Genomic DNA, 25,842 nt, shown 5'->3' with positions numbered 1-25,842 from the left:
GGGCCGGACGCCCTTGTAATCCCCGCCTCGGCCGAGGGGGTCGACCGTTCGGGGGTTCCGCATGAAGTCCGTTTCCCTGCTGGGCGTCAGCCTGGCCGCGCTGGCGCTGTGCGCCTGCGCCACCACGGGGTCGTCCGATTCCGGCGAGGCGACCGAGGCGCCGCGCGAGCGCAAGGCCATGGCCGAGGGGCTGGACCCCGCCACCGTCGCCGATCCCTACCCCTCGACCTATCGCGGCCTGCCGCGCGAGAACATGGCCATCGTCGGCGGCACCGTGTTCGACGGCGCGGGCCGCAGGATCGAGAACGGCGTCGTCATCTTGACGGACGGCAAGATCGCCGCCGTCGGCGACGCCTCGACCCCGGTTCCGGGCGGGCATCGCGTGGTCGACGCCCGCGGCCGCTTCGTCACGCCGGGCATCATCGACGTGCACAGCCACCTCGGCGTCTATCCCTCGCCGGGCGTGACCGGCATGAGCGACGGCAACGAGGCGACCCAGCCCAACACGGCCGAAGTCTGGGCCGAGCACTCCGTCTGGCCGCAGGACCCCGGTTTCAACACGGCGCGCGCGGGGGGCGTGACGACGCTTCACATCCTGCCCGGCTCCGCCAACCTGTTCGGCGGCCGCGGAGTCACCCTGCGCAACGTCCCCTCGGTGACCATGCAGGGCATGAAGTTCCCGGGCGCGCCCTACACCGTGAAGATGGCCTGCGGGGAAAATCCCAGCCGCGTCTACGGCAACCGCAACTCCTCGCCCGCGACGGGCATGGGCAACATGGCCGGCTACCGCGCCGCCTTCATTTCCGCCCGCGATTACAAGGAGAAGTGGGACAAGTGGCGCGAGACGGGGGAGGGGACGCCGCCGACGCGGAACCTCGAGCTCGACACCCTGGTGGGGGTGCTGGACGGATCGATCCTGATCCAGAACCACTGCTATCGCGGCGACGAGATGGCGCTGATGATCGATATGTCGCGGGAGTTCGGCTACAGGATCACGACCTTCCACCACGCCACCGAAGCCTACAAGGTCGCGCCGTTGCTGGCGCGGGAGAACATCTGCGCGGCCATGTGGACGGGCTGGTGGGGCTTCAAGATGGAGAGCCTCGACGGCATCGAGGAGAACGTCGCCCTGGTCGACGCGCCGGAAGGCGGCTGCGCCGTGGTCCACTCCGACGACGCCGAGCTGACGCAGCGCCTGAACCAGGAGGCGGCCGCCGCGGTCGCCGCCGGACGCCGCGCCGGGATGACCATCACCGAGGAGCACGCCATCAGCTGGATCACGTCGAATGCGGCGCGCGCCATCGGCATCGACGACCAGACGGGCTCGCTGGAGGCCGGCAAGCGCGCCGACGTGGTGATCTGGAGCGCCAATCCGTTCAGCGTCTATGCCCGCGCCGACCAGGTCTACGTCGACGGCGGCCTGGCCTTCGACCGCGCCGACCCGAACTTCCAGCCGCTGTCCGACTTCGAACTGGGCCAGCCCGGCCACGGCCAGACGGCCGCCGGCGTCCGCCAGGGAGCCCGCTGATGATCCGCCGCACCCTTCTGATGGCCGCCGCCGTGATGGCCGTGGCCGGGCCCGCCCTCGCGCAGGAGGTCACCGCCATCGTCGGCGGCCGCGTCCACACCGGCACGTCCGTGATCGAGAACGGCACCGTCGTCATGCGCGACGGCCGCATCGTCTCGGTCGGGACGGGGGGCGCGCCGTCGGGCGCCCGCGTGGTGAACGCCGCCGGCAAGGTGGTGACGCCCGGCATCGTCGCGGTCGATTCCGGCCTGGGGGGCTCTGAAGTGTCTTCGGTCGGCGACGACCTGAGGAACGCCTCGAACACCCTCAGCGCGGCCTTCGACGTCTCCTACGGCCTCGACCCCTGGTCGATCACCCTGCCGACGGCGCGCCTCGGCGGCGTGACCCGCGCGGTCGTGGTGCCGAACCACCCCGGCTCGTCGGGCGGCCACTACCACGAGGAAGACACCGCAGGCGCCGGTCAGGGCGGGTTCCATACGCCGGGCCTGTTCGCCGGACAGGCGGCCGTCATCCACCTGGGACAGGGGACCGAGATTCTGGTGCGCCCGCGCGTGGCCATGGTCGCGCCCTTCGGGGACGCCGGGGCCGGCGTGGCGGGCGGCGCCCGCGGCGCCGAGTTCACCCTGTTCAAGGAGACGATGGCCGAGGTCCGGCTCTATGCCCGCAACCGCGCGGCCTATGAGCGGGGGAACCTGCGCGACCTGTCGCTGTCCCGCGCCGACCTGGAGGCGCTGATCCCGGTGGCCGAAGGGCGCATGCCGCTGATCGTCACGGTCAGCCGCGCCTCCGACATCCTGCAGGTCCTGCGTCTGGCCGACGAGGAGAACATCCGCGTCATTCTGGACGGGGCCGAGGAAGGCTGGATGGTCGCGGACCAGATCGCGGCGGCGAGGGTCCCGGTGCTGGTCAATCCGATCACCAATCTGCCCGGAAATCTGGAGCGGCGCGGCGCGCGGATGCAGAACGCGGCGGCCCTGCACGCCGCCGGCGTGGTCATCGCCATCAAGGGCAACGAGGGCTCGATCCACCGCGCCCGCGAGACGCGCTACAACGCCGGCAACGCCGTGTCGCACGGCCTGCCGCACGACGCGGCGATCGCGGCCATCACCAGCAATCCGGCGCGCATCTTCGGCTTCGACGGCCAGTTCGGCACGCTGGCGGCGGGGGCCGAGGCCGACGTCGTGATCTGGTCCGGCGACCCTCTCGAGCCGCTGACGCAGGCCGAGGCGGTGTTCGTTCGCGGCGTGGAACAGCCGATGACGGCGCGCAACCTGCTGCTGCGCGACCGCTACCGCCAGGGCGGCGAAGGGGCCTATCCGCCGGCCTACGGCCGCTAGGACACCTTTGGACGATCCGGCCGCGAAAGGCTGGACATCGACTGCACACCGTCCAGTCCAGACGAAGAAGGCCCCCTCCGGCGACGGAGGGGGCCTTTATCCTGTCCGTCGGCGAGGCGGCTCAGTGGCCGCCGTCGCGGGCGGCCGCCTTTCGCGCCTGGGCCCTGCGGCTCCACATGTTGAGGCCCTCGACCAGGGCCGAGAAGGCCATGGCCGCGTAGATGTAGCCCTTGGGCACGTGGGCGCCGAAGCCCTCGGCGATCAGGACCATGCCGATCATCAGGAGGAAGCCCAGCGCCAGCATGACGACGGTCGGGTTCTTGTCGATGAAGTCGCCGAGCGGGTCGGCGGCCAACAGCATGACGGCGATGGCGACCAGAACCGCCACGACCATGATCGGCAGGTGTTCGGTCATGCCGACGGCGGTCAGGATCGAGTCGATCGAGAAGACCAGGTCGATCAGGATGATCTGGAAGATGGCCGACCCGGCGTTGGTGATCACGACGTCCGTCGCCTTGTCCTTCTCGAGCAGGTCGTCGCTGTGCGCCGGATCGACGGAGTGGTGAATCTCCTTGGTCGCCTTCCACACCAGGAACAGGCCGCCCGCGATCAGGATCATGTCCTTCCAGGAGAAGGCGTTGCCCATCACCTCGAAGACGGGCGCGGTCAGCGTCACGATCCAGGCGATGGTCGACAGCAGGACCAGACGCATGACCAGCGCCAGCGAGATGCCGATCCGGCGGACGCCGGAGCGCTTCTCGGGCGGCAGCTTGTTCGAGAGAATCGAGATGAAGATGAGGTTGTCGATGCCGAGCACCACCTCCATGACCACGAGCGTGATCAGGGCGGCCCAGGCGGCGGGGTCGGTGAGGAGGACGGCGATGTCTTGCATCCCGGCTGACTAGCACGCGTGCGACGCCCGGCAAGGCGACCGAACGGCACAGGTCGTCGCACCCCCTTGACCGCCCCACTGGACCCGGCGGCGCGGGTCGCCTAGCCAAGGCGGACCGCCGCTCCAGCCCGCAGGTGACGCTTGCCCTCAGGACTCGCCGCCCTTCTCGACGACGTCGCGACCATCGCCAAGATGGCCGCCGCCTCGGTCGACGACGTCTCCGCCGCCGCCGGCCGGGCCAGCATGAAGGCGGCGGGCGTGGTGGTGGACGACGCCGCCGTGACGCCCGGCTACGCCATGGGGTTCTCGCCCGACCGGGAACTGCCGATCGTGCGAAAGATCGCGATCGGCTCGCTGAAGAACAAGTTCGTGTTCCTCTTGCCCGGCGCCCTGCTGATCAGCGCCTTCGCGCCCTGGGCGCTGACCCCGCTCTTGATGCTCGGCGGCGCCTATCTGTGCTTCGAGGCCGCCGAGAAGGTCTGGGGGCATCTGGCCGGCCATCACCACGGCGACGTCCCGGTCGACGAGCTGGCCCAGTCCTCCGAGGAGCGGGAGAGGGAGATGGTCGGATCGGCCATCCGCACCGACCTGATCCTCTCGGCCGAGATCACGGCCATCGCCCTGGCCGACCTCGCCGGACGCCCGCTGGCGACCCAGGCCGCCGCGCTGGCGGTGGTGGCCCTGCTGGTCACCGTCGGCGTCTACGGCGTGGTCGCGCTGATCGTGAAGATGGACGACGTCGGCCTCCACCTGACGGAGCGGTCGTCCGCCTCGGCCCAGGCCCTGGGACGCGGGCTGGTCAAGGCCATGCCGGCGGTGCTGGGCGCGCTCGCCACGATCGGCACGGCGGCGATGCTGTGGGTCGGCGGCGGCATCATCGTGCACGGGCTGCATGAGTACCATCTCGACCTGATCCCGAACGTGGTGGAGGCGATCGGGCATTGGGCCGGCGGTGTGCCGGGACTGGGAGCGGTGACGGGCTGGATCGCGCGGGCCGCGGCCTCGGCCGTGGTCGGACTGGCCGTCGGCGCGGTGGTCGTGGCCGTCCTGCATATGGTCCCGAAGAAGAAGTCCGCCGCGGACGCCGCGCACTGACGCTGCGACCCGCCGCCTCGGTTGCGGTTTGGGGGTTAAGGTGCTATCCGGCGCCCGGCTGAACCGGGAACGACCGTCATCGACGCGTTTCCGGCGTGCTTTCTTCAAGCATTCCAAGCCCTTGGTCGGAGCGAGCCCTCGCCGCCGGTCACGCCCCGAACGCATAATCCGGACGGATCCAATTGGCTGACGAATTCAGGACCACCGAGGTCGGCGACCGCTACGCCCAGGCGCTGTTCGATCTGGCGGAAGAGACGGGCGCCCTGGACGCCGTGCGCGCGGACCTGAAGTCGCTGCGCGCCGCCCACGGCGAGAGCGCCGACCTGCGCCGTCTACTGACCTCTCCGGTGCTGAAGGCGGAGGACGTGTCGCGCGGTCTGCTGGCGATCGCGGACAAGGCCCGGTTCAACGGCACGACCCGCAACTTCCTGGGCCTGCTGGCCCAGAACGGCCGCGCCCGCGACCTGATGGGCGTGATCGTCGGCTTCGAGCGTCTGTATGCGAAGAAGACCGGCGTGGTCGCGGCCGAGGTCGTGTCGGCCCAGCCGCTGTCGACCACGCAGCTGACCCACGTCCGCTCGGCCCTGCTGAAGGCGCTGGGCAAGGCTCCCGAACTGACCGCCCGGGTCGATCCGTCGATCCTGGGCGGCCTGAAGGTCAAGGTCGGCTCGAAGCTGTTCGACGCCTCGCTGAAGACCAAGCTCGACCAGATGAAATTCGCCCTGAAGCGGGCGTAAGCCCGCGCCGAACCAAGAATGCAGCGCGCCTGACGGCACGCCCCAGAAGACGAAGACGAAAGAGACCGCAATGGACATCCGCGCCGCTGAAATCTCGGCCATCCTGAAGTCGCAGATCGCCAACTTCGGCGTCGAGGCGGACGTCTCCGACGTCGGCCAGGTGCTGTCGGTCGGCGACGGCATCGCCCGCATCCACGGTCTGGACAACGTCCAGGCCGGCGAGATGGTGGAGTTCCCTAAGGCCGGCGTGAAGGGCATGGCCCTGAACCTCGAGCGCGACAACGTCGGCGCGGTGATCTTCGGCGCCGACGCCGCCATCGCCGAGGGCGACGAAGTCCGCCGCCTGGGCGAGATCGTGGACGTGCCGGTCGGCAAGGGCCTGCTGGGCCGCGTCGTCAACCCGCTGGGCGAGCCTATCGACGGCAAGGGCCCGATCCAGTTCACCGAGCGCCGCCGCGTCGACGTGAAGGCTCCGGGCATCATCCCCCGCAAGTCGGTGCACGAGCCGATGCAGACCGGCCTGAAGGCGATCGACACCCTGATCCCGATCGGCCGCGGCCAGCGCGAACTGATCATCGGCGACCGTCAGGTCGGCAAGACCGCCGTCGCGATCGACACGATCCTGAACCAGAAGTCGGTCAACGCCACGGACGACGAGTCGGCCAAGCTGTACTGCATCTACGTGGCCATCGGTCAGAAGCGCTCGACCGTCGCCCAGATCGTGAAGACGCTCGAGGAGTCGGGCGCGCTGGAATACACGATCGTGGTCGCCGCCACCGCGTCGGAGCCGGCCCCGCTGCAGTTCCTGGCGCCGTTCGCCGGCACCGCCATGGGCGAGTTCTTCCGCGACAACGGCATGCACGGCCTGATCGTCTATGACGACCTGTCGAAGCAGGCCGTGGCCTATCGCCAGATGTCGCTGCTGCTGCGCCGCCCGCCGGGCCGCGAAGCCTATCCGGGCGACGTCTTCTATCTGCACTCGCGCCTGCTGGAGCGTTCGGCCAAGCTGAACGCCGACTACGGCTCGGGCTCGCTGACCGCCCTGCCGCTGATCGAGACCCAGGCCAACGACGTGTCGGCCTACATCCCGACCAACGTGATCTCGATCACCGACGGCCAGATCTTCCTGGAATCCGACCTGTTCTACCAGGGCATCCGCCCGGCCGTGAACGTCGGCATCTCGGTGTCGCGCGTGGGCTCCTCGGCCCAGACCAAGGCGATGAAGAAGGTCGCCGGCACCATCAAGGGCGAGCTGGCCCAGTACCGGGAAATGGCCGCCTTCGCGAAGTTCGGCTCGGACCTGGACGCCTCGACCCAGAAGCTGCTGGCCCGCGGCGCCCGCCTGACCGAGCTGCTGAAGCAGCCGCAGTACAGCCCGCTGACCATGGAAGAGCAGGTCGTGTCGATCTACGCCGGCACCCGCGGCTATCTGGACGGGATCGCGGTGGCCGACATCGGCCGCTTCGAGCGCGAGCTGCTGGCGCGCATCAAGTCCTCCAACCCCGGCCTGCTGGAAGGCATCCGGACCAAGAAGGACCTGACCGCCGAGCTGGAAACCGAGCTGAAGGACGTCCTGGCGGCCTTCACCAAGACCTTCGCCTGATCTGACCCCCGGAAGCTGAAAGAGTAGCGCCCGATGGCCAGCCTCAAGGAAATGCGCAATCGGATCGGAAGCGTGAAGTCCACGCAGAAGATCACGAAGGCCCTGAACATGGTCGCCGCGGCCAAGCTGAAGCGCGCCCAGGACCAGGCCGAGAGCGCGCGTCCCTACGCCCGCAAGATGGCCGCCGTCATCGCCAATCTGGCGGCCGGCGTGTCGGGCGACGGCGCGCCCAAGCTGCTGGCCGGCACCGGCCGCGACCACAAGCACCTGATCGTCGTCGCCACCGGCGACAAGGGTCTGGCGGGCGGCTTCAACACCAACGTCATCCGGGCCGCGCGCGAGCGGATCAACGCGCTCATCGCCGAGGGCAAGGACGTCCGCATCGTGGCCGTCGGCCGCAAGGTTCGCGACGGCCTGAGCCGCCTGTACGGCGACAGGCTGATCCGCACCTTCGAGATGAGCGAGCACAAGACCGTCGGCCTGCCCGCCGCCGAGCCGGTGGCGCAGCTGATCGCCGAGGAGTTCGAGGCCGGGAACGCCGACGTCGTGACCCTGTTCTACAGCCGCTTCCAGTCGGTCATCGCCCAGGTGCCGACCGCGAAGCAGCTGATCCCGGCGGTCGTCGACGGCGACGCGCCGCCGATCGATCTGAACGGCGCGGTCTATGAATACGAGCCGTCCGAGGAGGAAATCCTCGACACCCTGCTGCCGCGCAACGTGACGACCCAGATCCTGGCGGCGATGTACGAGAACCAGGCCAGCTTCTTCGGGGCCCAGATGGGCGCCATGGACAACGCCACGCGCAACGCGGGCGATCTGATCCAGAGCCTGACCCTGCAGTACAACCGCAAGCGCCAGGCCCAGATCACCACTGAACTGATCGAGATCATCGCCGGCGCCGAAGCGCTCTGATCCGACACCCCACACGACACGACTTTCCGAACGGAACGCACCGATGACCGACACCGCCGCCCCCAAGAAGACCACGACCCGCAAGCCCGCCGCGCCCAAGGCGCCCAAGGCCGCCGCGACGACCGCCGCCGCCAAACCGACCGCCGCGGTCGCCAACGGCCGCATCGCCCAGGTGATCGGCGCCGTCGTGGACGTGGAGTTCGACGGTCACCTGCCGGCCATTCTGTCGGCGCTGGAAACCCAGAACGTCGACCAGAAGACGGGCGAGCCCTTCACCCTCGTGCTCGAGGTCGCCCAGCACCTGGGTGAGAACATGGTCCGCACCATCGCCATGGACACCACCGAGGGCCTGACCCGCGGCCAGCCGGTCACCGACACGGGCAGCTCGATCCTGGCGCCGGTCGGACCCGGCACGCTGGGCCGCATCATGAACGTCGTCGGCGCGCCGATCGACGAGCAGGGCCCGATCAAGACGACGATGTACCGCCCGATCCACCGCGAGGCCCCGAGCTTCGAGGAGCAGTCGACCTCGTCGGAAATCCTGGTCACCGGCATCAAGGTCATCGACCTGATGTGCCCCTACACCAAGGGCGGCAAGATCGGCCTGTTCGGCGGCGCCGGCGTGGGCAAGACCGTGACCATGCAGGAGCTGATCAACAACATCGCCAAGGCGTACGGCGGCTACTCGGTTCTGGCCGGCGTCGGCGAGCGGACCCGCGAAGGCAACGACCTGTATCACGAGATGATCGAGTCCAACGTGAACGTGGACCCGACCAAGAACGGCGGCTCGACCGAAGGCTCCAAGTGCGCCCTGGTCTACGGCCAGATGAACGAGCCCCCCGGCGCCCGCGCCCGCGTCGCCCTGACCGGCCTGGCCCAGGCCGAGTACTTCCGCGACGAGGAAGGCAAGGACGTGCTGCTGTTCGTCGACAACATCTTCCGCTTCACCCAGGCGGGTTCGGAAGTGTCGGCCCTGCTGGGCCGCATCCCCTCGGCCGTGGGCTATCAGCCGACCCTGGCCACCGAGATGGGCAACCTGCAGGAGCGCATCACCTCGACCAAGAAGGGCTCGATCACCTCGGTCCAGGCCATCTACGTGCCCGCCGACGACCTGACCGACCCGGCGCCGGCCGCCTCGTTCGCCCACCTGGACGCGACGACCGTGCTGAGCCGCGACATCGCCGCCCAGGCCATCTTCCCGGCCGTTGACCCGCTGGACTCGACCTCGCGGATCATGGACCCGCTGGTCATCGGCGAGGAGCACTACAACGTCGCCCGCTCGGTCCAGGAAGTGCTGCAGCAGTACAAGGCGCTGAAGGACATCATCGCCATCCTGGGCATGGACGAGCTGTCGGAAGAGGACAAGCTGATCGTGGCCCGCGCCCGCAAGATCCAGCGCTTCCTGTCGCAGCCCTTCTTCGTGGCCGAGCAGTTCACCAACTCGCCGGGCAAGTTCGTCTCGCTGGAAGACACGATCCGCTCGTTCAAGGGCATCGTGGCCGGCGAGTACGACCACCTGCCGGAAGCCGCCTTCTACATGGTCGGCCCGATCGAGGAAGCCGTCGAGAAGGCCCAGAAGCTGGCCGAGAGCGCCTGATCCATGGCCGGCAAGCTGAACTTCTCCCTCGTCTCGCCCGAGCGCGAGGTCTTCTCGGGCCTCGTGGACCAGGTCGACGCCCCGGGCGTCGAGGGCGACTTCGGCGTCCTGGCGGACCACGCGCCCTTCATGACGGCGTTGAAGGAAGGCACGGTCACCGTGATCGACGGCGGCACGCGCCGCCGCTTCGAGGTGCACGGCGGCTTCGCCGACGTGACGCCGGCCGGCCTGACCATTCTCGCCGAGCGCGCCGAGGAACTGGCCGAATCCTGATCCCGACTTGACCGCTCAGCCGCGGCGGGCGCTGATGGCCGCTTCCTGACGAGGGAGGCGGCCTTTGCGCATGTGGGGACTTCTGCTGCCGGCCCTGCCGATGGCCGGCTGCGCCGCGCTGGGCGAGCCGGTGCTGGACGCCGACGGATGCCGCCCGGCCATGGCCATCTATCAGCCGCCGGTTCGGGAAGGGGCGATGGGCACGATCCTGCACATCCCGCGCAGCTGTCCGGCGCAGCCGGCCGCTCAGCCGTCAGATACGGTAGCTTCCGGGCGGTGAACCGTCGCGGCAACATGGCCGCCGAAGCTGGAGGATCGTCCATGAGACCGCTCGTCTTCGCCGCCGTCGTCGCCCTGTCGGCCTGCGCCGCCGTGCCGCGCCCCGCCTGCGGCTGTCTGCCGCCGGCGCAGCCCGAGATGCCCCTTCCGGCCATGTCGCCCGCCGACGAGGCGGCCATCGTCGTCGACGCGCTCAGGTTCGCCTGTCTGAAGGAGGCGGAGCCGACCGTCTTCGTGCGCGGCGCGGTGCAGGCGGGCTGGCTGAAGCAGGGGGCGCCTTCCCAGGGCGTGCAGGGCTGCGCCATCGAGGTGACCGGCCCGGCGGAGCGGATCGCGGCGGTCGACGCGGCCTTGATCGACTGGGCGGAAGGGCGCGGGCTGACGTGGAACGTCCGCGACGCCAACGGCTTCTGGAGTGAGGGCCGCCGCACCATCCGGCGGGTGCGGGGCGAGCACGGTCAGGGCGAGGGCGAACTGAGCTGGCAGGTGGTCGAGTTCGAGGACGTCACGCGCGAGCGCGGACTGCGGCTGGAGTGGGCCGCGCCGCGCGACTGACCTCAGGCGGCGAATCGGGCGAAGGCGCTCAGGACCTGCTCGTAGACGCCGCGCTTGAAGGGCACGATCAGGCCGGGCGTCTCGTCCAGCCGGGCCCAGCGCCAGGCGTCGAACTCCTGTTCCCCATGCGCCTGAAGGTCGACCTCGGCGTCCTCGCCGGTGAAGCGGTAGGCGAACCAGACCTGCTTCTGACCCTTATGACCCCACTTCGCGCGCGGACCGCCGAGGTCCGGCGGGAAGTCATAGGCGATCCAGTCGGGGGTGCGATCCAGATACTCGACCGAGCGGACGCCGGTCTCCTCGAACAGTTCGCGCCGGGCGGCGGTCTCCAGATCCTCGCCCTCGTCGACGCCGCCTTGCGGGAATTGCCAGCGCCACGGGCCGGGCGTGTTCACGCGGTGTCCCAGCCAGACGCGGCCGTCGCGGTTGAACAGGACGACGCCGACGTTGGGACGATAGAGGCTGAGGTCGCGGGTCATGGCCGGTGGGCGTTGGAGCCCGGATGCGGAAAGGTCGGGACGCTACGGCACTGAAGTAGGCGCCCCGGGGGCGGATTCCTAGCGAATCGCTCAGCCGGCTCGGGTCATGGCGCTGGCGGGCGCCAGCTGCAGGCCGCGCGCGTCCAGTCCGGCGGCCCAGCGGGCCACGGCCTCGACCGTCACCGGATAGCCGAAGCCGGTCCCCAGCGCGCCGCCGCGCTGCTTGGCGAGGGCCTCGACGGCGTTCAGGCGCCCCATGATGGCGGCGGGGGTCTGGACTTCGTCGACGACGTGATCGGCCGAAGCGCGGGCCCAGGCCCCGGGGCGGCGACGGGCGAGGCCGTCGTCGACGAAGGCCACGCCGCGCCGACGCAGCTCGCCCATGAAGGCCGAGAAGCCCGCGTCGGAGGCCATGAAGCGATCGCCCAGATAGTTCATGACGGCGAAGTAGCCGGTGGCCCGCCCCAGCAGCCAGGGCAGCTTGGCCTCGACGTCGGCGGCCCCGCCGGAGGCCAGCAGGGTGTAGGGGCCCGGGTCGTTGTCGGGATAGCCGGTCGGCTCCATCGGGATTTCGATCATCACCTCGTGGCCGTGGGCGCGGGCCAGGTCGATCCAGCCCTGCAGCCCCTCGGCGTAGGGGACGAAGCTGAGGGTGATCTCGGCCGGCAGGCGCTCGATGGCGGCGCGGGTGGTGACGGCGTTCAGGCCCAGACCGCCGACGATCATGGCCACGCGGGGCTTGCCGTTGGGCCGGAAGGGCCGGGCGTAGGCCTGGGCCGGGACGCGACCGTCGTCGGCGATGATCGGCTGGGGCCCGTTGGGATCGGGGGCGAACAGGCCGGCGATGGGCGCCTGGGTCAGGGGCGAGGCCGCCGTGAGGCGCGGCGCGGTGAAGACCGGCCCGGACCCGGCGACCGTGGCGCCGTCGGGCAGGGTCAGGGTGGCCTCGCCGCCGGCGGCGGCCGGTTCCGCGGCCAGGTCCTGATAGGCGCCGGCGAGACCGGCGGTGAAGGCTTCAAGGCCCGTCGGGGGCGCGGCGGCGGCGCGCGCCTCGCGGTCCAGGCCGGCGCGGGCGGAGGGATTGGCCGCGGACGGGTCGCCCAGAACGGCGACGAACAGGGCGACGGCCGAGAACAGCAGCACGGCGGAGCCGGCGACGGCCACCGGCGGCTTCTTCAGCGCGCGCAGCAGCGGGGCGAGGCCCGCCGCCGGGCTGCGGCGCTCGGGCGGGCGCCCGGCCGAGGCGGCGAGCGCGGACTGACGTTTGGCGAACATGGTCACGGCGGATCACACCCTTGCGGGCGGGATCATCGCGCGGCGCCGGTTAAGAAAGCCTAACGGCGCGTTAGGCATGAAGCCTGGAGCGCAGGGCTCAGGTCCTCGGAAGGACGCCCCGCCGCGATCCGGCGCGAGCCCCCAGCCGCAAGCCCCAAGCCCCAAGCCCTACTCCGCGGCCAGCGCCGCGTTCTGCTGGTTGGGAGGCGTGACCACGATGCCCGCCGGGGCTGGGGCGAGGGCCGCGAGGTCGCCTCCGGCGCGGAGAACGTCGAAGGCGCGTTCCAGCTGGTAGTCCTTGTCCTCGGGCCAGTCCTCGCCCGGCGCCTCCTGGGGCGTGTGCGCGCCGCGCCGCGAGGCGCCGATGGAGGCGTCAAGCGAGTTGGCGTAGGCGGCTTCGGAATAGACGAAGGACGAGCGCGAGACGATCCGGGCCTCGGCGGCCGAGCGCGACACCTCGAGATCCGGCTCGATGCCGATCTTCTGGATCGACCGTCCGGACGGGGTGTAGTAGCGCGCCGTGGTGATCGACAGGGCCCCGTCCTGACCACCGCGCAGCGGGATCACCGTCTGCACCGAACCCTTGCCGAAGCTGGTCAGGCCCACGATCGTCGCCCGCTCGTGATCCTTCAGGGCGCCGGCCACGATCTCCGACGCCGAAGCCGAGCCGTAGTTGACCAGAACCACGATCGGCTTGCCGTCGGTCAGGTCGCCGGGCTTTGCCGACCAGCGGTCGATCTGCTCCGGACGGCGGCCTCGCTGGCTGACGATCTCGCCGCGCTCCAGGAAGGCGTCCGAAACGCCGACGGCGGCCGACAGCAGTCCTCCGCCGTTGTTGCGCAGGTCTACGACGTAGCCCTTGATGCCCGGATTGGCCGTCTTCAGCTCGCCGATGACGCGGTTCAGGTCGCGCACGGTGTTGTCGTCGAAGGTCGAGATGCGGATGACGCCGAACTCGCCTTCCATCCGGCCGGTGACGGATTCGATCTTGATGACCTCGCGCGTCAGGGTGACTTCCAACGGGTCGGAGCCGTCGCGCAGGAAGGTGACCGCCACACTGGTGCCGGGCGCGCCGCGCAGCTTCTCGGACACGTCCGAGACGCTCAGGCCCGCGGCGCTGGCGCCGTCGATGACCGAGATCACGTCGCCGGCCTGAACGCCGGCGCGGGCGGCCGGGCCGCCGTCCATCGGCGAGATGACCTTCACCAGCCCGGCCTCGGAGCTGATGGTCAGGCCGACCCCGGAATACTGACCCTCGGTGCGTTCGCGCAGCTCGTCGAAGCCCTTGGGCGCCAGATAGGCCGAGTGCGGATCCAGCGCGGTCATCATGCCGCCCAAAGCCGCCTCGATCAGCTTCTTGTTGTCGACCGGCACGACGTAGGCCTGCTCGACCACGGCCAGCACGTCGCCGAACAGCTCCAGCATGCGGAAGGTCTCGTTGCGCGGGGTCTGGGCCACGGCGGTGACGGCGACGGCGCCGATGGCCACGGCGGCGCATCCGGCGATGAGGGCTTTGCGCATTCGGTCTCGCATCTTCGTCTGGTCGCGCGGGCGCGCGGGAGGAAACTGAAATCATCGGGGCCGTCGCGGCGGAAACAAGGCGCGGCGGGTCCGATCCGATAAAATCAGCGTCAGGACGGCTGCGCCAGCCTCTTCGCCGGCGGCACGATCATCGATGTTCCAGGAAGCGCGCCGGATCGACGGGGGTCTCTTCCCGACGCAACTCCATCTGAAGCGGGGCGCCGGCCCGGCTGGCCCCGAGCGTCTGGCCGGCCTCGACGCGTTGGTCCGCCCGAACGGAGGCGGCGTCCAGACCCAGCAGGACGGCGTGCCATCCCTGTCCGAGGTCCAGCAGGACGATCGTGCCCCAGGCCTCGTGCGGCCCGACGTGAACGACGCGGCCGGGCGCCGGGGCGCGGACGGGGGCGCCGGTCCCCGTCCAGCGCCAGCCGGCGGCCTCGCGGCCGAAACGGACCTGCGGCGGGCCGTCGAGAGGGGCGATCAGGCGATCGCGCCCCGCGGGCAGGGTGGAGACCCGTGCGGTGGCGCCGGCCGGCACCTCCGGCACCGTCGCCCCCATGCGGCGCAGACGATCGGCGAGCGCGGCGACCTCGGCCCGCGCGGCGCGGGCCTCGGCGGCCAGGACCACGGCGCGGGACCGGCGGGCGGCGCCCCGATCCGCGGCCACCGCGGCGCGCTCCCCGGCGGCGCTGTCGGCGGCCAGCGCGTCGGCCTGGGACAGCAGGACGGCCCGGCGATCGCGCGCGATGCCGGCGCGCCGCGCCTCGAGACCGGCGGCGCGGGCGTCCAGAGACAGGGCCGCCTCACGCATCAGCAGTCCCGCGCGGCGCGCCTCGACCGCCCGGCGCATCGGCACCACCAGCGGCGGGGGCGGCCGCCGCGTCAGGCGCTGGAGGCCGCCCAGCAGGCGGCCCTGACGCGCCCGCAGCCGGGTGAGTTCGGCGAGGACGGGCGCCTCGCGCGCGGCGAGGGCGTCGAGACGCGTGCGGTCGGCGGAAGGCGTCGCCTCGACGGCGGCGGGCGCGGCCGCGGAGACCCGCGCGGCGGCGGCCTCTTCCTCCAGCCGTCTCAGCCGGACGACGGCGTCGCGATAGCGGGCCTGAAGCTGGGCCGCCTCCCCGTCATCGCGCGGCTGGACGCCCGCGGCGGGCGCGGCGCCGAGGGCCAGGGCGGCGAGGCTGAGAAGGAGCAGGCGACGCATCAGTCGCGATGATACGGCGATCCGGCCAGGATGGTCACGGCGCGATAGATCTGCTCGGCCAGCATGGCGCGGGCGAGGGCGTGCGGCCAGGTCTGGGGGCCGAAGGCGAGCGTGGAGGCGGCGGCGTCGCGAACGCTTTCGTCCAGCCCGTCCGCCCCGCCGACGGCGAAGACCACGCGACGCTCCCCGCGGTCGCGCAGGAGAGCCAGGTGTTCGGCGAAGGCGCGGCTGGAGTAGGTCTTGCCCCGCTCGTCGCAGGCGATCAGGTGCGCGCCCTCGGCGGCCTTGAGGAGCAGCTCCGCCTCCGGCGCCTTGCCCGGCCTGCGGGGGTCGAGGTCGACCAGTTCCAGCGGGCCGAGCCCGAGAGCGCGGCCGGCCAGCGTCGCCCGTTCGGCGTAGTCGGCGGCCATCGTCGCCTCGGGACCGCGGCCCGACTTGCCGATGGCGACGACCGCCAGCTTCACGGGATCAGGCGCGGGAGTCGGCGCGGTGGCCGCTGTCGACGGCCCAGATCTTCTCGATGTTGTAGAAGGCGCGCACTTCCGGCCGGAACAGGTGGACGATCACGTCTCCGGCGTCGATCAGCACCCAGTCGCAGTGCGGCAGCCCCTCGACGCGGGCCTTGCCCAGGCCGTGGTCCTTGAGCACGCGCAGCAGGTGGTCGGCCAAGGCGCCGACGTGGCGGTGCGACCGGCCGGACGCCACGATCATGGCGTCGGACATGGAGGATTTGCCCTTCAGGTCGATGAGGACCAGGTCCTGGGCCTTGTCCTCGTCCAGCTTGGTGATCAGGGCCTGTTCCAGAGGCGTCGACCCCACCGGCGGCGGCGCGTCGGTCCCATCCTCGGGAAGCAGCGGCGGAATGGGGTCGGACTCATGCGCCGTGTTGGAGACGGCGGGCGCGCGGGGCGCGGAAGACGAGGACAGCTGAGGGCTCCGAAGAGGTGGACTTGAACATGGACCCTAGCACGGACGGTCCGTGGGGTCACGACCCGGGGGCGAAGTCCGGCGGCAGGCCGTCGGCGGACAGCCGGCCACCGGTGTAGCGGAGGTCCTCGGTGACCTCGCGGCCGAAGAAGGGCGGCGGGGTCCAGACCGCCATGGAGTCGGCGTCCGGGAACTCCGCCTCGGCCATCACGAGGCCGGTCAGCGAGCCACGGAAGACGTCGACGAACACCTCTGCGCCCTCGATCCGCCCGAGCGAATGCCGGGTCTTCTCCAGAATGCGACCGGGCAGGACCGACAGCAGGCGGAACTCCTCCGGCGACAGGTAGATCGACGTGAGCAGGCGGATCGAGGGCTCGACGTCGGCCTTGCGGCCGAGCCGAAGCATGGGCGGTCCGCCGTCGTGCGGAATCGCCTCGCGCAGGCGGAGCCGGGCGCCCTCGACGTAGAGGTCGCGGATGTCCTCGGCGCCGCGCGACACATCCTTCGGGAGCTCCCGGCACAGCCAGCGGCGCTCGTGTTCGACCCAGGCGTATTTGGCCTTGGGCCAGCCCAGCGAGGCGGCGACCGCCGGGTCGATTCCGGTCATGCCGTCGTCCCGGCCTGCGTGGCCGCCCTGAGCGCCGTCGAGGAACGGGGATTCAGGGGCGCGGACAGATAGGTCCAGGCCGGCGCCTCCATCAGCGGCAGAAGCTGGGCGCGTTCCGCGGGGACGCGGGCGAAGGCGAACCGGCGGGCGGCCGGCGCGGCGCGGCTTTCCAGCAGGCTGCCGGGGCGGGCGATCACGGCCATGGGCATCAGGCGCATGATGTCGGTCCAGCCGCGCCACAGGTCGAAGGACTCCAGGTTGTCCGACCCCATCAACCAGACGAAGTTGACCTCCGGGTGGCGCGCCCTCAGCGCCCGCAGGGTGTCGACGGTCCAGCTGGTACCGGCCCGTGTCTCGAAGTCCGAGACGATCATCGACGGTCCGCGCGCCCAGCGCCGGGCGGAGGCCATGCGGTCGGCGAGCGAGGCGGACTGCTTGGGATCCTTCAGGGGGTTCTGCGGAGAGACCAGCCAGATCACGCGGTCGAGGCCCAGCCGGGTCAGCGCCGTCTCCGCCACGTGGGCGTGGCCGTCGTGAGCCGGGTTGAAGCTCCCGCCGAACAGGCCGACGCGCATGCCCGGCTCCAGATGCAGGCCGTCCCGCAGCGCCCCGGGACGGGGTCCGAAGGCGCGCGGCGCGGGTCCGGCATGGAAGAAGCTCAAGGGAGGGCGCGTCCGGGCGGCTTATGCTCACGGTCGCCCTAACACGCGTCGCGCCGCGTGTAACCTCAGTCCGGCTGACGCTTCAAGGCGTCGCCGACCTCCGTGGCGTCCGGGCCGTTGGATCCGGCCGAGCGGGATGGCCCCGTCGTCTTCACGGCCTTCCGTCTGAACGGGACTCGACATGGCGGTCTCCTTTGCGGGGGACCCGCCGGCGCCGGCCAGGATTCCCTAGGGCCGCCAGCCGCCCGGCGTCTCCTCGACGGGGCCGCGGTCGTCCTCGTCGTCCGGAAGCGCGATCTCGCCGCGGGAGCGGCGCACGACCGTCCAGGCGGCCCGCAGCAGCTCGTCCACGCCCTCGCCGGAAACGCCCGACACCAGCATCGGCGCGACGCCGGCCGCCTCTTTCAGCTCCGCCGCCTTCTCCGCCCGCGCTTCCTCGGTCAGGGCGTCGATCTTGTTCAGGGCGAGTATCTCGGTCTTTTCGCCGAGGCCCTGACCATAGGCCTCCAGCTCATGCCGGATGGTGCGCCAGGCGCCGGCGACGTCGTCCTGCGTGGCGTCCACGAGATGGATCAGGCAGCCCGAACGCTCGACGTGGCCGAGAAATCGGGTCCCCAGCCCCGCGCCTTCCGACGCGCCCTCGATCAGACCGGGAATGTCGGCGATGACGAACCGCTCGTTGGGGCTCAGATCCACGGTGCCGAGGTTCGGCGCCAGGGTGGTGAAGGGATAGTCGGCGATCTTGGGCCGCGCGGCCGAGACGGCGGCGAGGAAGGTCGACTTGCCGGCGTTGGGCAGGCCGGCCAGACCGACGTCGGCGATCAGCTTCAGCCGCAGCCAGATGGCCCGCTCCTGCCCCTCCTGGCCCGGATTGGCGTGGGTCGGCGCCTGGTTGACCGGCCCCTTGAAGCGGGCGTTGCCCCAGCCGCCGTTCCCGCCGCGCAGCAACATCTCGGTCTTGCCGGGATGGTCCATGTCGAGGAGGACGGTCTCCTTGTCCTCGTCCAGCACCTGGGTGCCGACGGGCACGCGCAGGACGACGTCCTCGCCCTTGGCCCCGTGCATGTTGCGGCCCTGGCCGTGATGGCCGGTCTGGGCTTTGAAATGCTGTTGGTAGCGGAAGTCGATCAGGGTGTTCAGCCCGTCGACGGCGGTGATCCAGACGTCGCCGCCCTTGCCCCCGTCGCCGCCGTCCGGGCCGCCGTGCGGGATGAATTTCTCGCGCCGGAACGACACGGAGCCGCCGCCGCCGGCGCCCGAGCGGATGTAGATCTTGGCCTGGTCGAGGAACTTCATCGAACTTCTTGTGCGCTACCGCTCGCGACGCGGTCGCTCGCTGCCTGAGCGCGGCTTATGCCGCAGAAGTCCCGCGAGCGCGAGGAGCCTCCCTCCCCATGAGGAGAGGGAGGCGCGTCGGTCACCCCCAAACGCCGTAGGGGTCGCTCCACTTCAGGCCCAGGGCCTCGCCGACGGCGGGGTAGGTCAGCTCGCCGTTCAGGACGTTCAGGCCGCGGGCCAGGTGAGGGTTCATCTTCAGCGCTTCCAGCCCGTGGTCGGCCAGGGCGAGGCCGAAGGGCAGGGTGGCGTTGTTCAGGGCTTCGGAGGAGGTGCGCGGGGCGGCGCCCGGCATGTTGGCCACGCAGTAATGCACCACGCCGTCGACGACGTAGGTCGGGTCCTCGTGCGTGGTGGGCTTCGACGTCTCGAAGCAGCCGCCCTGGTCGATGGCGACGTCGACCAGCACCGAGCCCGGCTTCATCTGCTTCAGATGTTCGCGCTTGATCAGCTTGGGCGCCTCGGCGCCCGGAACCAGCACCGCGCCGATGATGACGTCGGCCTTGACCAGCTCCTCCTCGACGGCGCCGATCGAGGAGTAGCGGGTGATGACGCGCCCCTGGGTGACCTCGTCGATGTAGGCCATGCGCGGGATGGAGCGTTCCAGCACCACCACCTCGGCGCCGAGGCCCAGCGCCATGCGCGCCGCGTTCAGGCCGACGACGCCGCCGCCCAGAACCAGCACGCGCGCCGGGGCCACGCCCGGCACGCCGCAGAACAGCAGGCCCATGCCGCCGTTGTGCTTCAGCAGGGTCTCGGCGGCCGAGAAGACGGCGATGCGGCCGGCGACCTCGGACATGGGCGCCAGCAGCGGCAGGCCGCCTTTGGCGTCGGTCACGGTCTCATAGGCCACGGCGGCGCAGCCCGAGGCCATCAGGCCCCTCGTCTGCTCCGGATCGGGCGCGAGGTGCAGGTAGGTGAAGAGGATCTGGTCCTTCCTCAGCATCTCCCACTCGACCTTCTGCGGCTCCTTGACCTTCACGATCATGTCCGAGTTCGCGAAGATCTCGGCGGCGCTGCTCGCCAGCTTCGCGCCCGCCCGCTTGTAATCGGCGTCGGTGAAGCCCGCGCCCAGACCGGCGCCCGCCTCGACCGTCACGTCGTGTCCGTGGGCCACGTATTCGCGCACGGCGGTCGGCGTCAGGCCGATGCGGTGCTCGTTCTTCTTGATCTCCTTGGGGACGCCGACGCGCATCTGGGATTTCCTCGTCTGGATGGGGCGGCCGGCCTTCCGCGGGCGGCTCGCGTCGGCGCGCAATCTAGCGGCGGTCCCGCGACAGGTTCCTGTTCTTTTCTCTGACTGAACGGCGTAAAGTCGCAGGGTCTGCGAATGAGGGCGCTGATGAAGACCGTTTCTGCGGTGACTCTGGATGAGACCGACCGGCGCATGATCCGTGCGCTGCAGTCCGACGGGCGCATGACCAACGCCGATCTGGCGCGCGCCGTGAACCTGTCGGAAAGCGCCTGCCTGCGCCGGCTGCGGGCGCTGGAGAGCGAGGGCGTCATCAGCCGCTACGCCGCCATCATCAACGAACGCGCCGTCGGCCTGCCGATCTCGGTGTTCGTGACGGTGACCCTGTCCAGCCAGGCCGAGAGCGCCCTGACCGCCTTCGAAACCGCCATCGCCGACGTGCCCGAGGTGGTGGAGTGCCACCTGATGACCGGCAGCTCCGACTACCTGCTGCGCATGGTCTGCCGCGACGTGGACGATCTTGAGCGGATCCACGCGCGCGAACTCACGCGCATCCCGGGCGTGACGCGCGTCAGTTCCAGCGTCGCCATGCGCACCGTGGTGAAGCGCGGGGCGCTGCCGGTCTAGCGCAGCGCCAGCGTCACCGCCTTGACGTCCACATACTCGTCGATGCCGTGGACGGAGCCCTCGCGGCCGTAGCCGGACTGTTTGACGCCGCCGAAGGGGGCGACGGGGGTGGAGATCAGGCCGGTGTTGACGCCGCACATGCCGGCCTCGATGCGGCGTCCGATGCGCAGGGCGCGGTCAAGGTCGCGGGTGAACAGATAGGAGGCCAGTCCGAACGGGCTGTCGTTGGCCTTGCCGACGACCTCGTCCTCGCTCCCGAACGGGAAGACGGGGACCAGGGGGCCGAACGTCTCCTCCTCGCGGAACAGGGCGTCGTCGCCGCCCAGCGTCACGGTCGGCTGGAAGAAGCGGCCGCCGCGTGCGTGCCGCCCGCCGCCGGTCAGCACCTCGGCGCCGTCCTCCTTCAGGGCGGCCAGATGGGCCTCGACCTTGTCCAGCGCCCTGTCCTCGATCAGCGGCCCGACCTTGACCCCGTCCTCGAAGGCGTCGCCGACCGCCAGGGCCGCGACCTTGTCGGCGAGGATGCGGGCGTAGTCCCGGGCCACCGACGCCTCCACGTAGACCCGGTTGGGGCAGACGCAGGTCTGGCCGGCATTGCGGAACTTGCCCTTCACCGTCTCTTCGGCGGCCTGCTCGAGGTCCGCGTCGGCGAAGACGATCAGCGGCGCGGCGCCGCCCAGCTCCATCGACACCCGTTTCAGGGTCGGCGCGCACTGCTCGGCCAGCTTGCGGCCGACCGGGGTGGAGCCGGTGAAGCTGAGCTTGCGGATCAGCGGCGAGGACGTCAGCACGCCGCCGATCGTCGCCGCGTCGCCGGTGACCACGTTCAGCACGCCCCGGGGCAGTCCGGCGCGGTCGGCCAGTTCGGCCAGGGCGATCGCGGTGAAGGGCGTCTGGCTGGCCGGCTTGACCACGGCGGTGCAGCCCGCGGCGAAGGCGGGGCCCAGCTTGCGCGTGAGCATGGCGGCCGGGAAATTCCACGGCGTGATCAGGGCGCAGGGACCGACGGCCTGACGGAAGGTCAGGATCAGGTGCCCCAGCGGAGTGTCCTGCGTCTCGCCGAGCAGGCGCTCGGCCTCTCCCGCGAACCACTTCAGGAAGCCGTTGGCGTAGGCGACCTCGCCCTTCGCCTCGGCGAACGGCTTGCCGTTTTCCAGGGCCATGAGGGCGGCGAGACCGTCGGCGTTCTCGTCCACCAGCGCGGCCCAGTCGCGCAGGATCTTCGCGCGGTCGTGCGGGTCGGAGCGCGACCAGTCGGGAAAGGCGTCGGCGGCGGCCGTGATCGCCCGCTGCGTCTCCGCCGCGCCGAGGTCGGGCACGTGTCCGATGACGTCCCCCGTCGCCGGATCGTCGACCGCGATGCGGCCTGACCCCGTCACCGGCCTTCCGGCGATCAGGGCATGCTCGCGAAGCAGCTTCAGGCCGGCGTCACGGGGCGAGGTCATGGGCGTCTCCTGCACTGGAGACGCCATAACGCCTCACCGGCCGATGGTGTCCAGATCGCGCCCCCTGGTCTCGGGCAGCCAGATCAGGGCGACCAGCACGGCCAGCGCCGTGAAGGCCACCGAGTACCACAGACCGAAGTAGATGTTCCCCGACCAGGCCACGAGGGCGAAGCTGGCGGCGGGCAGCAGGCCGCCCACCCAGCCGGTGCCGACGTGATAGGGCAGGCTCATCGCCGTGTAGCGGACCCGGGTCGGGAACAGTTCGACCAGCGCCGCAGCCTGCGGCCCGTACAGCGCGGTCGCCGCGACGATGAAGATCATCAGGATGCCGAAAACGGCCGGCAGGTTGATCCGCGCCGGATCGGCCCGTTCCGGATAGCCGGCGGCCAGCAGCGCGCCCTTGATCCGGCCCTCGACGTCGGTCCGTGCGGCCTTCAGGGAGGCTGGGTCCAGGGCGCCGCCCTCGACCGAGGGCACCACGGCGTCGCCCACGCGGACGACCGCCAGGGCTCCGGGCGCGGCGGCCTCGTTGGCGTAGCTGACGCCGGCGTTGGAAAGGACGCTCTTGGCGATGTCGCAGGACGAGGCGAATGCGGTCTTGCCCACCGGATCGAACTGGACCGCGCACGTGGCGGGGTCGGCGACGACGGTCACCGGCGCGGTCGCCTGGGCCTCGGCCAGCGCCGGATTGGCCGCGCGGGTCAGGGCGTGGAAGCCGGGGAAATAGGCCACAAGCGCCAGGATCATCCCGAACAGCATGACGGGCTTGCGTCCGACGCGATCCGACAGCCAGGCGAAGAGGACGTAGAGGAGGGCCGACAGGGCGGTGACCGCCAGCATCAGCTGGTCCACCGTGTTCACCTCGACCTTCAGCACCCGCTCCATGAAGAAGCGGGCGTAGAAATATCCGCAGTACCAGACCGCCCCCTGGGCGATCATGATGCCGAACAGGGCGATCAGGACGAAGCGGCCGTTCCTCCAGCGCAGAAAGCTCTCGACGTAGGGCGCGCGTTTCTCGCCCGCCTCGGCCTCCATGCGCTCATAGGCCGGGCTTTCGTTGAGCTGCAGGCGGATCCAGAGCGACACCGCCAGCAGCAGTGCGGAGAGCAGGAAGGGGATGCGCCACCCCCATTCGTCGAAGGCCTCGGTCCCCACGACGGCGCGGGTGATCAGGATGACAGAGAGGGCGCCGATCAGGCCGAGCGCGGCCGTGGTCTGGATCCAGCCGGTGAGCAGGCCGCGCTTCTTCGCCGGCGAATGCTCGGCCACGTAGATGGCGGCCCCGCCGTATTCTCCGCCCAGCGCGAAGCCCTGCAGGATGCGCATGAGGATCAGGAGGACCGGGGCCGCGATGCCGATGGCGTCGTAGTCCGGCAGAAGGCCGATGGCGACCGTCGCCGCGCCCATCAGGGTGATGGTGACCAGAAAGGTCTTCTTGCGGCCGGTCCGGTCGCCGAACCATCCGAACACCAGGGCCCCGAGCGGCCGCACCACGAAGCCGACGCCGAAGGTCAGGAGGGCCAGGATGTAGGACGCCGCCTCGCCGACGTCGGCGTAGAAGTGGCGGGCGATGACGGCCGTCAGCGAGCCGAAGATGAAGAAGTCGTACCACTCGAACGCCGTGCCTGCGGCGGAGGCCGCCACGACGGTGCGCAGCTTCTTCGGATCGTCCACGGCGGACGGTTCGGCGGTGATGGTCATGGCCCCTCGACTTCCCTCCGGCGAGCCTCTTGGCGGGCCCGGCCGGGGCCGACGTTAGAAGGGCGCGGGAGAGGGGGGAAGCCGGAATTGCTGAGGCCCCGCCGTTTGGGGGCCGGCGGGGCCTCGCCTTCGCGTCTCAGCCGTGTGGGGGACCGGCTCACGCGGCCGAAGGACGATCCGTCGGGGGGAGTGGATCGTCCCCGGGTTTTCAGTCCTTGGCGTCTTCGGCGGCTCCGGTGACGGCGTCGCCGGCGGCCGAGGCGTCGCGGCCGACGCCGGCGACGGTGTTGCACGCGGCCGTGGTCAGGGCGGCGGCGGCGCTCAGAATGACGAACAGCTTGCGCATTTTCGGGCTCCGGGGAGGATGTGTCCCCGAAGAACGCCGTCAGTGACCGGCGGTTCCTTCGGGCGCGCCCGGGGTGACGAAGGTCATGCGGATCAGGGCGCCGCCCATGGGCCCGGTCAGGATTTCCGTCTCACCCCTCAGCTGTTTGGCGAAGGCGGCCATCAGGGTCCGGCCGACGCCGGTCGCGGTGGTCGGGGTCAGGCCGGGACCGTCGTCCTCGACCTCGAGCACGCTGGTCCCTCCGTCGACGCGGAAGCGGACGGCCAGCGCCGTGCCGCCGGTGGTGAAGGCATGCTTCTGGGCATTCGACACCGCCTCGACCAGCCAGAGCGCCATCGGCGCCAGCTTGTCCGGGTCGACGATGAGCGAGTCGGACTGGACCGAACTGTCGATCACCTGGCCCCGCCCGGCCTGGTCGGCGACCATCTGGCCGACGAGGGCGTCGAGGAAGTCCTTCATGTCGGCGCGGCCCAGGTCCTCGGCCTGGTAGAGCGTGCGGTAGATCAGGGCCAGGGCCGAGATCCGTTGCCGCGTGTCGCCCAAGGCCGCCTTGGCCGAGGCGTCGGTGACGCTGCGCTGTTGCATGCTGAGCAGGGACGAGATGATCTGCAGGTTGTTCTTCACGCGGTGATGGATCTCGCGCATCAGCGCGTCCTTCTCCTCCAGCGCCTTCATCAGGGACTGGTCGCGCGTGGTGACGCCTTCGGCCAGGTCGTCGAGCGTCCGGGCGAGGGCGCGGATCTCCGTCGGGGCCGCGTCGGCCTGCACGGGCCGGACCGACAGCCGGCCGCGGGCGTGGATGGCGGCGACGCGCTGGAGATAGTCCAGCCAGCGGATCACGAACCTTTCGGACAGGGCCATGACCGCCACGAAGGCCGCCAGCCAGACGCCCAGCGGCAGGAGCAGGGATCCGAGCGGGTTCAGTCTCGCCCAGGAGAGCAGGCCCGGCGCCGCGGCCGAATAGACCACGTGCAGCTCCCGGTCGATCAGGGACGCGCGGACGTAGACCCGGCCGTTCCTCTCCACGATCGCCGCCTCGCCCGTGTCGGCGGGAGGAGGCTCGAGCTCGGGCATGTCGCGGAACGCGCCGGACTTCGTGGTCGCCAGGATCCGCCCGTCCGACGAGACCAGGGCGGCCTCGGACCCGGCCGGCAGGCTGCGCAGGTCGCGGCGCGGCAGCAGCTCCCGCAGAGGCATGACCACGGCCGTGGCGCCGTCGAAGCCTCCCAGGGGGCGTTCCAGCCGGAGGGCGATCAGGACGCCTGCCGGCGACCCTCCGGACGGCGCGGCGACGACCCGCCGCCCGGCGCGCAGATCCTCGATCCACGGCCCCGTCGGCGCCGCCCCTCGGGATCCGCACAGCAGCGCGCCCTCGGCGTCATAGCGGGCCAGACCGTCGTAGATGCGCAGGCGGTCGTCGACGGCGTCGAGCCGTGTGGAGCAGCCCGGTCCGGTGCCCTCCAGGGCGAGGACCTCGAGCAGGGCGGCAGTCGAGCGGACGCGGCCCTGCTGGTCGGCGACGCTGCGCTCGGCGGCCAGCCGCAGCATCTCCCGTCGGGCGAACGCCTGGTCGCGGAAGTCGGCTTGCAGCTGGAAGGCGCTGAACACCAGAAACGGCAGCAGGGCCAGGGCCATGGCGACGCCCAGCCGGAAGCGGATGCCGCGGAGGCGGGGCCGAAGACCCCGTCGGAACAGCCTGCTTCGCGCGGTCACGCG

26 protein-coding genes are annotated in these 25,842 nt (G+C 70.9%); 11 read left to right on the top strand and 15 right to left on the bottom strand.

What is annotated here, in order from left to right; all coding sequences use genetic code 11:
• Positions 1 to 61 precede the first annotated feature (61 nt).
• Positions 62 to 1,528 (top strand): amidohydrolase, encoded by a 1,467-nt coding sequence (locus EFJ44_RS00225; protein ID WP_125255180.1) that lies wholly within the window; start codon positions 62 to 64, stop codon positions 1,526 to 1,528.
• Positions 1,528 to 2,865, top strand: coding sequence for an amidohydrolase family protein (locus EFJ44_RS00220; RefSeq protein ID WP_125255179.1), 1,338 nt, complete (start codon positions 1,528 to 1,530; stop codon positions 2,863 to 2,865). The genes EFJ44_RS00225 and EFJ44_RS00220 overlap by 1 nt, the downstream gene beginning before the upstream one ends.
• A 121-nt stretch (positions 2,866 to 2,986) precedes the next feature.
• Here EFJ44_RS00220 and EFJ44_RS00215 read toward each other — a convergent pair whose 3' ends face one another.
• Positions 2,987 to 3,757, bottom strand: a complete 771-nt coding sequence (locus EFJ44_RS00215; RefSeq protein WP_125255178.1) for a TerC family protein — start codon at positions 3,755 to 3,757, stop codon at positions 2,987 to 2,989.
• Positions 3,758 to 3,898: 141 nt separating this feature from the next.
• On the opposite strand from EFJ44_RS00215, the gene EFJ44_RS00210 reads away from it, so the two are divergent.
• The 8 genes from EFJ44_RS00210 (at position 3,899) to EFJ44_RS00175 (ending at position 10,808) form a co-directional block, all read left to right on the top strand.
• Positions 3,899 to 4,852, top strand: a complete 954-nt coding sequence (locus EFJ44_RS00210; RefSeq protein ID WP_125255177.1) for a DUF808 domain-containing protein — start codon at positions 3,899 to 3,901, stop codon at positions 4,850 to 4,852.
• Between the two features lie 182 nt (positions 4,853 to 5,034).
• Complete coding sequence (locus EFJ44_RS00205) at positions 5,035 to 5,589, top strand: F0F1 ATP synthase subunit delta (protein ID WP_125255176.1); 555 nt, start codon at positions 5,035 to 5,037, stop codon at positions 5,587 to 5,589.
• A 70-nt stretch (positions 5,590 to 5,659) separates the two neighbouring features.
• A complete protein-coding gene (gene atpA, locus EFJ44_RS00200; RefSeq protein ID WP_125255175.1) occupies positions 5,660 to 7,192 on the top strand; it encodes a F0F1 ATP synthase subunit alpha in 1,533 nt (510 codons plus the stop codon).
• Positions 7,193 to 7,225: 33 nt separating this feature from the next.
• Complete coding sequence (locus EFJ44_RS00195) at positions 7,226 to 8,104, top strand: F0F1 ATP synthase subunit gamma (protein ID WP_125255174.1); 879 nt, start codon at positions 7,226 to 7,228, stop codon at positions 8,102 to 8,104.
• A gap of 43 nt (positions 8,105 to 8,147) precedes the next feature.
• Positions 8,148 to 9,701: a F0F1 ATP synthase subunit beta gene (atpD, locus tag EFJ44_RS00190; RefSeq protein ID WP_125255173.1), complete on the top strand. Its 1,554-nt coding sequence runs from the start codon at positions 8,148 to 8,150 to the stop codon at positions 9,699 to 9,701.
• A 3-nt stretch (positions 9,702 to 9,704) separates the two neighbouring features.
• Complete coding sequence (locus EFJ44_RS00185) at positions 9,705 to 9,974, top strand: ATP synthase F1 subunit epsilon (protein WP_125255172.1); 270 nt, start codon at positions 9,705 to 9,707, stop codon at positions 9,972 to 9,974.
• 70 nt (positions 9,975 to 10,044) lie between these two features.
• Positions 10,045 to 10,254, top strand: a complete 210-nt coding sequence (locus EFJ44_RS00180) for a hypothetical protein (protein WP_125255171.1) — start codon at positions 10,045 to 10,047, stop codon at positions 10,252 to 10,254.
• Between the two features lie 41 nt (positions 10,255 to 10,295).
• Positions 10,296 to 10,808, top strand: coding sequence for a hypothetical protein (locus tag EFJ44_RS00175; protein WP_125255170.1), 513 nt, complete (start codon positions 10,296 to 10,298; stop codon positions 10,806 to 10,808).
• A 2-nt stretch (positions 10,809 to 10,810) separates the two neighbouring features.
• On the opposite strand, the gene EFJ44_RS00170 is transcribed toward EFJ44_RS00175, so the two are convergent.
• From EFJ44_RS00170 to ald, 10 genes are all read right to left on the bottom strand, one after another.
• A complete protein-coding gene (locus EFJ44_RS00170; RefSeq protein WP_125255169.1) occupies positions 10,811 to 11,287 on the bottom strand; it encodes an RNA pyrophosphohydrolase in 477 nt (158 codons plus the stop codon).
• A gap of 90 nt (positions 11,288 to 11,377) precedes the next feature.
• Positions 11,378 to 12,562: a divergent polysaccharide deacetylase family protein gene (locus EFJ44_RS00165; protein ID WP_125255168.1), complete on the bottom strand. Its 1,185-nt coding sequence runs from the start codon at positions 12,560 to 12,562 to the stop codon at positions 11,378 to 11,380.
• A 168-nt stretch (positions 12,563 to 12,730) separates the two neighbouring features.
• On the bottom strand, positions 12,731 to 14,083 hold the full coding sequence (locus EFJ44_RS00160) for a S41 family peptidase (protein ID WP_125255167.1): 1,353 nt from the start codon (positions 14,081 to 14,083) through the stop codon (positions 12,731 to 12,733).
• Positions 14,084 to 14,231: 148 nt separating this feature from the next.
• Entirely contained in the window at positions 14,232 to 15,284 is a 1,053-nt protein-coding gene (locus EFJ44_RS00155) for a murein hydrolase activator EnvC family protein (protein ID WP_125255166.1), read from the bottom strand.
• Positions 15,284 to 15,748 (bottom strand): 23S rRNA (pseudouridine(1915)-N(3))-methyltransferase RlmH, encoded by a 465-nt coding sequence (gene rlmH / locus EFJ44_RS00150; protein WP_125255165.1) that lies wholly within the window; start codon positions 15,746 to 15,748, stop codon positions 15,284 to 15,286. The genes EFJ44_RS00155 and rlmH overlap by 1 nt, the downstream gene beginning before the upstream one ends.
• Before the next feature lie 4 nt (positions 15,749 to 15,752).
• Complete coding sequence (gene rsfS, locus EFJ44_RS00145) at positions 15,753 to 16,148, bottom strand: ribosome silencing factor (RefSeq protein WP_164511815.1); 396 nt, start codon at positions 16,146 to 16,148, stop codon at positions 15,753 to 15,755.
• 121 nt (positions 16,149 to 16,269) lie between these two features.
• Positions 16,270 to 16,818: a CYTH domain-containing protein gene (locus tag EFJ44_RS00140; protein WP_125255163.1), complete on the bottom strand. Its 549-nt coding sequence runs from the start codon at positions 16,816 to 16,818 to the stop codon at positions 16,270 to 16,272.
• Positions 16,815 to 17,480, bottom strand: coding sequence for a nicotinate-nucleotide adenylyltransferase (locus EFJ44_RS00135; RefSeq protein ID WP_125255162.1), 666 nt, complete (start codon positions 17,478 to 17,480; stop codon positions 16,815 to 16,817). Before EFJ44_RS00135 ends, EFJ44_RS00140 begins: the two co-directional genes overlap by 4 nt.
• A 228-nt stretch (positions 17,481 to 17,708) precedes the next feature.
• Positions 17,709 to 18,776, bottom strand: a complete 1,068-nt coding sequence (gene obgE / locus EFJ44_RS00130) for a GTPase ObgE (protein ID WP_125255161.1) — start codon at positions 18,774 to 18,776, stop codon at positions 17,709 to 17,711.
• A 121-nt stretch (positions 18,777 to 18,897) separates the two neighbouring features.
• On the bottom strand, positions 18,898 to 20,010 hold the full coding sequence (ald, locus tag EFJ44_RS00125; protein WP_125255160.1) for an alanine dehydrogenase: 1,113 nt from the start codon (positions 20,008 to 20,010) through the stop codon (positions 18,898 to 18,900).
• 147 nt (positions 20,011 to 20,157) lie between these two features.
• Here ald and EFJ44_RS00120 point away from each other — a divergent pair, with 147 nt between their 5' ends.
• Complete coding sequence (locus EFJ44_RS00120) at positions 20,158 to 20,634, top strand: Lrp/AsnC family transcriptional regulator (RefSeq protein ID WP_125255159.1); 477 nt, start codon at positions 20,158 to 20,160, stop codon at positions 20,632 to 20,634.
• Here EFJ44_RS00120 and EFJ44_RS00115 read toward each other — a convergent pair.
• The 4 genes from EFJ44_RS00115 to phyK form a co-directional block, all read right to left on the bottom strand.
• Positions 20,631 to 22,079 carry an NAD-dependent succinate-semialdehyde dehydrogenase gene (locus EFJ44_RS00115; protein ID WP_125255158.1) on the bottom strand — a complete coding sequence of 483 codons (1,449 nt, stop codon included), beginning with the start codon at positions 22,077 to 22,079 and terminating at the stop codon, positions 20,631 to 20,633. The two genes, EFJ44_RS00120 and EFJ44_RS00115, sit on opposite strands and share 4 nt — an antisense overlap.
• Positions 22,080 to 22,112: 33 nt before the next feature.
• Positions 22,113 to 23,780 carry an MFS transporter gene (locus EFJ44_RS00110; protein WP_125255157.1) on the bottom strand — a complete coding sequence of 556 codons (1,668 nt, stop codon included), beginning with the start codon at positions 23,778 to 23,780 and terminating at the stop codon, positions 22,113 to 22,115.
• Positions 23,781 to 23,988: 208 nt separating this feature from the next.
• Positions 23,989 to 24,126 carry an entericidin A/B family lipoprotein gene (locus EFJ44_RS00105; protein ID WP_125255156.1) on the bottom strand — a complete coding sequence of 46 codons (138 nt, stop codon included), beginning with the start codon at positions 24,124 to 24,126 and terminating at the stop codon, positions 23,989 to 23,991.
• A 39-nt stretch (positions 24,127 to 24,165) separates the two neighbouring features.
• Positions 24,166 to 25,839 (bottom strand): sensor histidine kinase PhyK, encoded by a 1,674-nt coding sequence (gene phyK, locus EFJ44_RS00100; RefSeq protein ID WP_241209618.1) that lies wholly within the window; start codon positions 25,837 to 25,839, stop codon positions 24,166 to 24,168.
• Between the last annotated feature and the right edge of the window lie 3 nt (positions 25,840 to 25,842).

The organism is Brevundimonas fluminis, from assembly GCF_003934285.1.
In the GTDB taxonomy this organism is placed as follows: Bacteria; Pseudomonadota; Alphaproteobacteria; order Caulobacterales; family Caulobacteraceae; genus Brevundimonas; species Brevundimonas fluminis.
Note: the sequence above shows the minus strand (reverse complement) of the source record. Positions and strands in the feature narration are given on the sequence as shown.

Excerpts from the sequence above, each read along its gene's own strand:
- EFJ44_RS00225 (WP_125255180.1), top strand. The coding sequence starts at position 62 with ATGAAGTCCGTTTCCCTGCTGGGCGTCAGCCTGGCCGCGCTGGCGCTG.
- EFJ44_RS00220 (WP_125255179.1), top strand. The coding sequence starts at position 1,528 with ATGATCCGCCGCACCCTTCTGATGGCCGCCGCCGTGATGGCCGTGGCC.
- EFJ44_RS00215 (WP_125255178.1), bottom strand. The coding sequence starts at position 3,757 with ATGCAAGACATCGCCGTCCTCCTCACCGACCCCGCCGCCTGGGCCGCC.
- atpA (WP_125255175.1), top strand. The coding sequence starts at position 5,660 with ATGGACATCCGCGCCGCTGAAATCTCGGCCATCCTGAAGTCGCAGATC.
- EFJ44_RS00195 (WP_125255174.1), top strand. The coding sequence starts at position 7,226 with ATGGCCAGCCTCAAGGAAATGCGCAATCGGATCGGAAGCGTGAAGTCC.
- atpD (WP_125255173.1), top strand. The coding sequence starts at position 8,148 with ATGACCGACACCGCCGCCCCCAAGAAGACCACGACCCGCAAGCCCGCC.
- EFJ44_RS00185 (WP_125255172.1), top strand. The coding sequence starts at position 9,705 with ATGGCCGGCAAGCTGAACTTCTCCCTCGTCTCGCCCGAGCGCGAGGTC.
- EFJ44_RS00180 (WP_125255171.1), top strand. The coding sequence starts at position 10,045 with ATGTGGGGACTTCTGCTGCCGGCCCTGCCGATGGCCGGCTGCGCCGCG.
- EFJ44_RS00175 (WP_125255170.1), top strand. The coding sequence starts at position 10,296 with ATGAGACCGCTCGTCTTCGCCGCCGTCGTCGCCCTGTCGGCCTGCGCC.
- EFJ44_RS00170 (WP_125255169.1), bottom strand. The coding sequence starts at position 11,287 with ATGACCCGCGACCTCAGCCTCTATCGTCCCAACGTCGGCGTCGTCCTG.
- EFJ44_RS00165 (WP_125255168.1), bottom strand. The coding sequence starts at position 12,562 with ATGTTCGCCAAACGTCAGTCCGCGCTCGCCGCCTCGGCCGGGCGCCCG.
- EFJ44_RS00160 (WP_125255167.1), bottom strand. The coding sequence starts at position 14,083 with ATGCGCAAAGCCCTCATCGCCGGATGCGCCGCCGTGGCCATCGGCGCC.
- EFJ44_RS00155 (WP_125255166.1), bottom strand. The coding sequence starts at position 15,284 with ATGCGTCGCCTGCTCCTTCTCAGCCTCGCCGCCCTGGCCCTCGGCGCC.
- EFJ44_RS00140 (WP_125255163.1), bottom strand. The coding sequence starts at position 16,818 with ATGACCGGAATCGACCCGGCGGTCGCCGCCTCGCTGGGCTGGCCCAAG.
- obgE (WP_125255161.1), bottom strand. The coding sequence starts at position 18,776 with ATGAAGTTCCTCGACCAGGCCAAGATCTACATCCGCTCGGGCGCCGGC.
- ald (WP_125255160.1), bottom strand. The coding sequence starts at position 20,010 with ATGCGCGTCGGCGTCCCCAAGGAGATCAAGAAGAACGAGCACCGCATC.
- EFJ44_RS00120 (WP_125255159.1), top strand. The coding sequence starts at position 20,158 with ATGAAGACCGTTTCTGCGGTGACTCTGGATGAGACCGACCGGCGCATG.
- EFJ44_RS00115 (WP_125255158.1), bottom strand. The coding sequence starts at position 22,079 with ATGACCTCGCCCCGTGACGCCGGCCTGAAGCTGCTTCGCGAGCATGCC.
- EFJ44_RS00110 (WP_125255157.1), bottom strand. The coding sequence starts at position 23,780 with ATGACCATCACCGCCGAACCGTCCGCCGTGGACGATCCGAAGAAGCTG.
- EFJ44_RS00105 (WP_125255156.1), bottom strand. The coding sequence starts at position 24,126 with ATGCGCAAGCTGTTCGTCATTCTGAGCGCCGCCGCCGCCCTGACCACG.